Origin of the sequence: Pseudoalteromonas sp. NSLLW24, from assembly GCF_015864725.1 — a bacterium.
In the GTDB taxonomy this organism is placed as follows: Bacteria; Pseudomonadota; Gammaproteobacteria; order Enterobacterales; family Alteromonadaceae; genus Pseudoalteromonas; species Pseudoalteromonas arctica.
The window spans coordinates 1-1,266 of sequence record NZ_JADYWQ010000041.1; the positions used below are offsets into that span (position 1 = coordinate 1).

The following is a 1,266-nucleotide window of genomic DNA, read 5'->3' on the forward strand; positions in this document are numbered from 1 at the left end:
TGTAGTGGTCAATAAAATTTGGCCACAGTTTTAGAGTCTTTGTATCTAATCTCAGATTCATTTGGCGCTAAACCAGCATTATAATGATGCGGTCTAACGTTGTTGTAATATCCGTTGATATAATCACTCACACTATATTTAGCGTCTATAAAATTCCCATATCCAACCTTTGGCATCCATTCTGTTTTAAAGCTTCTAAAAAATCGCTCCATTGGCGCATTATCCCAACAATTTCCGCGTCGACTCATGCTTTGTGTGATTTTATAGCGCCATAAACGTTGGCGGTACTTCAAGCTCGTATAATGGCTTCCTTGGTCTGAGTGAAACATCAACCCACTTGGTCTGCCTCTGCTTTCGTAAGCTAACTCAAGCGCTTTTAGCGTTAAGTTAGAATCTGGCGACAATGACATTGCCCAACCCACAACTTTACGCGCAAATAAATCAATAACGACCGCTAAATAAGCCCAGCGATTGCCTGTCCAAATATATGTAACATCACCGCACCACACGGTATCTGGCTCAACAACATCGAACTCCCTATTAAGCAGGTTTGGGATTTCAAGATGTTCATTACCGCCACGTTTATATGAATGTTGAGGTACTTGGCAGCTTTCTAGCTTTAATTTAATCATTAACTTAGCAGCACGATAACGGCTTAATTCAAAATCGTTATTCGTTGCGATTGCCGCGATTGTCCTCGCACCTGCTGAGCCCCCACTCATTGTATGTATGGCTTTAACTTCAGCCTCTAACCTTACTTGCTCTGGTGTCGGTGTCGTATCCCGTATAGCCCAGTATTTATAGCTGCTACGATGCACATTAAATACACTACATAGCACACTAATTGGGTAACGCTCTCGTTGATTTAATTTCTCAATTAACGAGAATTGTTCAGGGAGTCGGACATCAAGAGAGCGGTAGCCTTTTTTAATATATCCTTTTCTAATTCAATGCGTTGGATTTGCTTTTTAAGTTCACGGATTTCAATTTGTTCGGGTGTCATTGGTGAAGCCAATGGTGACTGGCCATTACGTTCTTGCTTTAATTGAGCAACCCATTTACTTACGGTTGATTTACCAACCCCCATCGCTTTGGCTGCTTCTTCTTGTGTATAACCTTGGTCAACTACAAGTTGAGCCGTTTCTAATTTGATTGCAGCGGAGTACGTTGCACGGTTTAATTTTGTCATTTTTTTCACCCAAATTTGTATGCAAATAGCATAACATTTCTTTCTTAATGGGTGACCAAAATTACTCTACCACTACA

General features: G+C 40.7%; 1 protein-coding gene. It reads right to left on the reverse strand.

The annotated features are described in order from the left end of the window. Positions 1–8: 8 nt before the first annotated feature. Positions 9–1,189 (reverse strand): IS3 family transposase gene (locus I6E72_RS19590; RefSeq protein WP_165737997.1). Its coding sequence is split into 2 segments (ribosomal slippage): positions 9–931 and positions 931–1,189, totalling 1,182 coding nucleotides; the frame shifts between segments, so codons are not numbered across the junction. Positions 1,190–1,266: the final 77 nt, after the last annotated feature.